This window comes from Chloroflexota bacterium, from assembly GCA_011322445.1.
Taxonomy (GTDB): Bacteria; Chloroflexota; Anaerolineae; order Anaerolineales; family DRMV01; genus DRMV01.
Genome location: DRMV01000012.1, coordinates 48,375 through 54,487, shown reverse-complemented (window position 1 = coordinate 54,487; position 6,113 = coordinate 48,375). Strand labels below are relative to the sequence as shown.

The 6,113-nt window shown below is 65.9% G+C and carries 6 protein-coding genes; all 6 read left to right on the top strand.

Translation table 11 applies throughout. From position 1 onward, the window contains the following. Nucleotides 1–191 precede the first annotated feature (191 nt). The 6 genes from ENJ54_02410 (at nt 192) to maf (ending at nt 6,097) form a co-directional block, all read left to right on the top strand. Nucleotides 192–1,442 carry a hypothetical protein gene (locus ENJ54_02410; GenBank protein ID HFC08698.1) on the top strand — a complete coding sequence of 417 codons (1,251 nt, stop codon included), beginning with the start codon at nt 192–194 and terminating at the stop codon, nt 1,440–1,442. Between the two features lie 36 nt (nt 1,443–1,478). Then, a complete protein-coding gene (locus tag ENJ54_02405) occupies nt 1,479–2,114 on the top strand; it encodes a phosphatidylserine decarboxylase family protein (protein ID HFC08697.1) in 636 nt (211 codons plus the stop codon). Nucleotides 2,115–2,117: 3 nt separating this feature from the next. After that, nucleotides 2,118–2,894 carry a CDP-diacylglycerol--serine O-phosphatidyltransferase gene (pssA, locus tag ENJ54_02400; protein ID HFC08696.1) on the top strand — a complete coding sequence of 259 codons (777 nt, stop codon included), beginning with the start codon at nt 2,118–2,120 and terminating at the stop codon, nt 2,892–2,894. Next, the gene (locus ENJ54_02395; GenBank protein HFC08695.1) at nt 2,791–3,708 is read left to right on the top strand and encodes a class I SAM-dependent methyltransferase; all 918 of its coding nucleotides are present in this window, start codon (nt 2,791–2,793) and stop codon (nt 3,706–3,708) included. Before pssA ends, ENJ54_02395 begins: the two co-directional genes overlap by 104 nt. Nucleotides 3,709–3,998: 290 nt before the next feature. Beyond that, on the top strand, nt 3,999–5,291 hold the full coding sequence (locus ENJ54_02390; GenBank protein HFC08694.1) for an NAD(P)/FAD-dependent oxidoreductase: 1,293 nt from the start codon (nt 3,999–4,001) through the stop codon (nt 5,289–5,291). Beyond that, nucleotides 5,288–6,097 (top strand): septum formation protein Maf, encoded by an 810-nt coding sequence (maf, locus tag ENJ54_02385; GenBank protein HFC08693.1) that lies wholly within the window; start codon nt 5,288–5,290, stop codon nt 6,095–6,097. The genes ENJ54_02390 and maf overlap by 4 nt, the downstream gene beginning before the upstream one ends. Nucleotides 6,098–6,113 lie beyond the last annotated feature (16 nt).

The window sequence follows — 6,113 nt, the reverse complement described above, 5'->3', positions numbered from 1 at the left end:
GGCTCAAACGAGCCGGTGCTCGATGGACGCCATACGGGGCTGAAATGACCGCCAAAGCGCGAGCAGCCTGGTTGAGCGATGCTTGGTCTCCCACCACCGGCTGGCCCCTTGCTGCCTGATTCTACAACTTATGAGTGCTCCCCCTTTCAGCCTTCCCGTCGCAGCCCCCAAAAACGCGGTAAAATCACCCCATGCGCCGTCCAAAACGCCTTGCCAATTTGGCCGTCATCCTCCTGCTCATTCCGTTCCTCACCCAGAGTCAGGTCGCGGCCTCCGACCGTATGGCGCGCATCCATGCCTTCACCCGCCCGCTGGAATTCAGTTACGGCGAGTGGTTGTGGCAGGCGTGGGAGACCAAACTCTTCGCTGGGGCGCTGGGCGCAGAGCGGCTGATGCCCGCCACCGCCGACCGCCAGGTGGTGCTCGATTACGTGCAACTGATGGGCGAAATCGGCCACACGCAGGCCCGTCTGGCCGACGCGCTGGCCAACCCCAACGGCGTTGATACCGCGCTGGTCGCATCGCTACGCAGCCGCCTGGCCGACGAGCGCGCCCGCAGCGCCTGGCTGGCCCCTCTGGCCGAGCAAGTGCTCCAGGCCCAAATCAGCGCCACGCTCGCCCAAAACGGGCTCGCTTTCTTGGGGCAACCTACGCCGCCAGTGATGTATCGCACCACGCCGGTGCCGATGGCGCTCATCGTTTCCCCCCGCACCGAAATCCGCCAGATTGCCAACATCTCCCTCAAGCCCGACCTGAGCATCGACCAGCAAGTGCAACTGGAAGACGCCGTGGCCCACGCGCTCGACGTGTCCACCCTGGTGGTGCCCATCGGCGGGGTGGGCGTTTACCCTACCATGGTGATGGAAACCGACAACTTCCCCTGGCTGGTAGACACCATCGCCCACGAATGGACCCACAATTACCTCGACTGGCACCCCCTCGGCATGCTCTACGACCACACCCCCGCCCTGCGGACGATGAACGAGACCACGGCCAACATCGTGGGCAAAGAAATCGGGCATCAGGTGCTGGCGACGTTCTACCCCGAATTACTGCCGCCGCCAGCGCCGCCGCCTTCCAGCCGGCCTCAGCAGCCTTCTTCCCCGCCGGCGTTCGATTTTCGCGCCGAAATGCGCAAAACGCGCGTGCACGTCGACCAGTTGCTTGCCGAAGGCAAAGTGGAAGAAGCCGAAGCCTACATGGAACAACGCCGCAAGTTCTTCTGGGAACACGGCTATCACATCCGCAAACTCAACCAGGCTTATTTTGCCTTCTACGGCGCCTATGCCGACGTGCCCGGCGGCGCCGCGGGCAACGACCCCGTCGGTGCAGCCGTGCGCCAGTTGCGCGCCCAAAGCCCTACCCTGGCCGATTTCGTGCATCGCATGGCGTGGATGACCTCTTTCGACGACCTCAAACGCGCCGTAGCAGAAGGGCAATAACTTCGCCTGTCCCCTTGCTTCTGAGGAGAAAACCCCATGCGCATCAACCGAGAAGGCACGCCGTTCATTTTGGCCCCCACCGCCCTGGCTGCGGCTTTAGGGCTGCTGGGCTTCCGCAAGACGGCAGCGGCCAGTGCACTCGCGGCTGCGGGGGTGGCCTATTTCTTCCGCGACCCCGACCGCAGGCCCCCAGCGCCGCGCGACCTCGTGGTTTCCCCCGCCGATGGTACGGTCATCGTGCTCAAGCGCACCTTCGAGCCCCGCTGGCTGAAAGGGGAAGCCTGGCAAGTTGGCATCTTCATGAGCGTGCTCGACGTGCATGTCAACCGCGCCCCGGTCACCGGCACGCTGGAAGCCATCGAACACCGGCCGGGCGCTTTCCTGCGCGCCTACGAAGCCGAAGCCATCACCCGCAACGAGCGCCGCTACTACTACCTGCTGCGCGATGACGGTAAGCGGGTGCTGATGGTGCAGGTCGCGGGCGCCATCGCCCGCCGTACTGTGCCGTTCATCGCCGCAGGGGAAACCTTCCAGCGCGGCGAGCGCCTGGGGATGATTCGCTTCGGTTCACGCGTGGAAGTTTATCTGCCGCTGGAAGCCGAACCCCTGGTCGCGCTCGGCCACAAGGTCCGCGCTGGCGAAACTCCACTTGCCTTCCTGCCTCGGGAGTAAACCATGCCCAAACGTGCTGCGCGCCGTCGGCAGGGCATTTCTTTGCTGCCCAGCCTGTTCACCACCGGCAACCTCTTTCTCGGCTTTGCTTCGCTGGTCTCGGGCATCGGCGGCCACTATACCCGCGCTGCGGCGCTGATTTATGTCGCCATGCTGTTCGATTTCGTGGACGGCCCCCTCGCCCGACTGACCGGCTCTTCCAGCGACTTCGGGGTGGAATACGACTCGCTCGCCGACTCGCTCTCTTTCGGCGTCGCTCCCGCCACTTTGGCTTACCTCTATGCCCTGCAACGCTACGACCGCTATGGTTGGATCGTCGCCTTCCTGTTCGCTGCCGGCGCCGCGCTGCGGCTGGGGCGCTACAACACCACCACCAGACCCGGGAAAGCCAACACCTATTTCCAGGGGCTTTCCACGCCCACGGCCTCGGGCACCCTCGGCGGGCTGGTGTTGCTTTCCACCCGCTATGCCCTGGATGAGCAAACCCGCGCGACCCTGTTTTTCATCGCGGTGCCGCTGCTGGCTTTCCTGATGGTGAGCACCCTGCCCTATTACAGTTTCAAAACCGTGCGGCTCAACCGCAAGCAAGCCTTCTATGCCACGGCAGGCATCGCGGTGGGCTTCGCGGCCATTGCGGCCGAGCCCACGCTGGTGCTGCCGTTGATGTTCCTCGTCTATGCCTTTTCGGGGCCGGTGCTGTGGCTGCTACGGCCACGCCGACGCAAGCAGGCCGCTCAGCAGTCTCCCGACGAAGCCCCCAAACCCTCGTCGGAGCCCTGACCCCACCGTCCTTGCAACCCCAGGAGCACCCAGGGTGGATACTGCCTTTCACGGCGATCCCCGGCACTACGACCAAAGCCGCAGCCTGCCGCCCGGCGTGCAGGAAGCCATCGTGGCGGCGCTGGCCGCGCGCCTGCCCGAGGGTGCGCGGGTGCTGGATGTGGGCGCGGGCAGCGGACGCCTCGCCCTGCCGCTGGCCGCGCGCGGTTTCTGGGTCGTGGCTGCTGACCTCTCGCCGGAAATGCTCGCCCACCTGCGCGCCAAACGGCCTGCGGGCGCGGCTTTTCCGCAGCCGGTGCTGACCGACGCGATGCACCTGCCGTTCCGCAATGCCGCATTCCCCGCGGTGTTCAGCGTGCACACCCTGCACCTGGTGGCCGACCTGCCCGCCGCGCTGGGCGAAATCCGACGGGTGCTTGCCCAGGGCGGCTCGTTTGCCTTAGGTTACATTGACCACGACCCCGCCGCGCCCATCGGCTGGACGCTGCACGCGTGGCGGCAGGCATTGGCCGCCCGCGGCCACGATCTGCACGCGCCCATGTGGCGCGATTACCCCGAAATCGTGGCCGCGCTGGCCGCGCGCTGGGGCACACCCCACACGGTAGAAGCCGCGCGCTGGCAGAAAACCGTGGTGCCAGCGGACGTGCTGGAAAGCGTAAGCACCCGCCAGTTCACGCCCTACTGGGGCCTGCCCGACGACGAGCACGCCGCCATCGTGGCTGAACTGCGCGCCGCGGCTCGCGCGGCCTTCGGCGACCTGCACCGCCCCCGCCCCGACCCCCGCCGCTTCGTCTGGCACTTTTTCAGGCGGTGAGGCGTGCACCGTCCTTCGACTTCGGTGCTCGCCTGCAGCTCGCACCTCCGCTCAGGACGTGGAAACGCGCTGAGCGGAGTGACCAACGGGAGCGAAGTCGAAGCGCATATGTTGAGCGCAGCCGAAGCGCCTGTGCTGAGCACAGTCGAAGCACGTCGCGTGCCGTTCCGCTCCATTTTCTGCCATCTCGTCCTTCGACTTCGGGCGTCGATGCGCTCCGCCCTCCGCTCAGGACGCCCGACCAAACGACCACCCTGACTAACTGACTACCCCAACTACAGGACTACCCCATGCGTATCGCCATCTTAGGTGCCGGCTTTGCCGGGCTGAGCGCCGCTCACGACCTGCTGAAAGCCGGCCACGACGTCACCATCTACGAAGCCGCGGACAAACCCGGCGGCCTGGCTTCCGGCTTCCGCCAGCCCGGCTGGCAGTGGAGCCTGGAATATTTCTACCATCACTGGTTCGCTTCTGACAGGCACGTCCTTGGCCTGATCAAGGAACTCGGCCTGGAAAGCAAGGTGCGTTTTCCCCGCCCCACCACGGTGGTGTACCACCAGGGCAAATTCTACCCCTTTGATTCCGCCCTCGCGGTGCTCGCCTACCCCGGCCTGAGCTGGCCCGACAAAATCCGCTTCGGGCTGGTGGGCGTGTATTTGCGCCTCACGCCCTTCTGGAAGCCGCTGGAACGCCACACCGCGCACGAATGGCTGCGCCGCGCCTTGGGCGAGCGCGCTTACCGCGCCCTGTGGGAGCCGCTGCTCATCGGCAAGTTCGGCCCCTACTATCAGGAAGTCAATATGGCGTGGTTCTGGGCGCGCATTCATGCCCGCACGCCGCGCCTGGGCACCTACGAGGGCGGCTTCCAGGCCTTCGCCGATGATTTCGCCGCCCAACTGGAAGCCCGCGGGGCGGTTTTCCACTACGAAGCCCGCGTCCGTCGCGTGCAGGCCGTCGCGGGCGGCTTCCAGGTAGAAGCCGAAGGCCGCGCACCCGAAACCTATGATCGCGTACTGGCCGCCATGCCGCCCCGCATCTTCGCCGACCTCGCACCCGACCTGCCCGAAGATTACCTCGCCGGCATTCGCGGCCTGAAGAACATGGGCGCGCTGGCGATTGCCCTCGCGCTCAAGCACCCGCTTTCCCGCGAGGGGTACTACTGGTACAACATCCCCAAGCAGGCAGGCTTCCCCTTCCTGATTTTGGTGGACCACACTAACTTCGTGCCGCCGGAAAACTTCGGCGGGGCGCACATTGCCTACGTGGGCGATTACCTGCCGCCCGACCACGAGTATTTTGGCCTCAGCAAAGAGGAACTGCTGGCGATTTACCTGCCCGCGCTGAAGCGCATCAACCCCGATTTCCGCGAAGAGTGGGTGGAAGGCGCGTGGCTTTACCGCACCCGCTATGCCCAGCCGGTGCCGCTGGTGAACCACAGCCGCAACATTCCGGCCATCCGCACCCCGGTGCGGGGGCTTTACCTCGCGAGCATGTATCAGGTGTACCCGTGGGATAGGGGCACCAACTTTGCGGTGGAAATCGGGCGGCGAGCGGCGCGGCTGCTGCTGGAGGATGCGGCATGAGCATTGCGGAAGGCATTTTGCTGGCTTCCCAATCGCCGCGGCGGCGGGAACTGATCAAACTGCTGGGCCTGCCGGTGCAGGCCGCGTCCGCGAATATAGACGAAACCCCGCTGCCCCACGAAGCCCCTGCAGTCTATGTGCGCCGCCTGGCCGCGGCTAAAGTGCGCGCGCTCACCCACGTCCTGAGCGGAGGGCGGAGCGCAGCGACGCCCAAAGTCGAAGGACGTGGGAGCGAAAGGCAGCGCACCGCGTCGGCAGAACCACCAACCTCATCACAGAATGCCCTCACCCCCACCCCCTCTCCCAGAGGGCGAGGGGCGATGCGCTGGGTCGTCGCCGCCGATACCGCGGTGGTGGACGGCGACGAGATTTTGGGCAAGCCCGCCGACGAAGCCGAGGCCGCGGCCATGCTGCGCCGCCTGCGCGGGCGTGAGCACGCGGTGCTCACCGGCGTGGCCGTGCTGGACGCGGCCACGGGCCGCCTGGAAACCGCGGTGGAGCGCACCGCGGTGTTCATGCGCGCGTTCACCGACGAAGAAATCGCCGCTTACGTCGCCAGCGGCGACCCGATGGACAAAGCCGGCGCGTATGCCATTCAAAACCGCGGTTTTTCGCCCGTGGTGCGTATTGAGGGCTGCTATGCCAACGTCGTTGGCCTGCCGCTGTGCACGTTGGCCTGCATGTTGCGCGCGTTAGGGGCTTCCCCCGCGGAAAACACTCCCGCCCGCTGCACCGCGGCTTTGGGGTACAATTGTGAAGGTGCGTTCCCTGCCTGCGGCCAAACCTTCGGCAATGCAGGCCCCTGAAAACCGCAAAAATGCC

Bases quoted from the DNA above. Each gene is read 5' to 3' on its own strand.
- ENJ54_02395 (HFC08695.1), top strand. From the start codon at position 2,791: ATGCCTTTTCGGGGCCGGTGCTGTGGCTGCTACGGCCACGCCGACGCA.
- ENJ54_02405 (HFC08697.1), top strand. From the start codon at position 1,479: ATGCGCATCAACCGAGAAGGCACGCCGTTCATTTTGGCCCCCACCGCC.
- pssA (HFC08696.1), top strand. From the start codon at position 2,118: ATGCCCAAACGTGCTGCGCGCCGTCGGCAGGGCATTTCTTTGCTGCCC.
- ENJ54_02410 (HFC08698.1), top strand. From the start codon at position 192: ATGCGCCGTCCAAAACGCCTTGCCAATTTGGCCGTCATCCTCCTGCTC.
- ENJ54_02390 (HFC08694.1), top strand. From the start codon at position 3,999: ATGCGTATCGCCATCTTAGGTGCCGGCTTTGCCGGGCTGAGCGCCGCT.
- maf (HFC08693.1), top strand. From the start codon at position 5,288: ATGAGCATTGCGGAAGGCATTTTGCTGGCTTCCCAATCGCCGCGGCGG.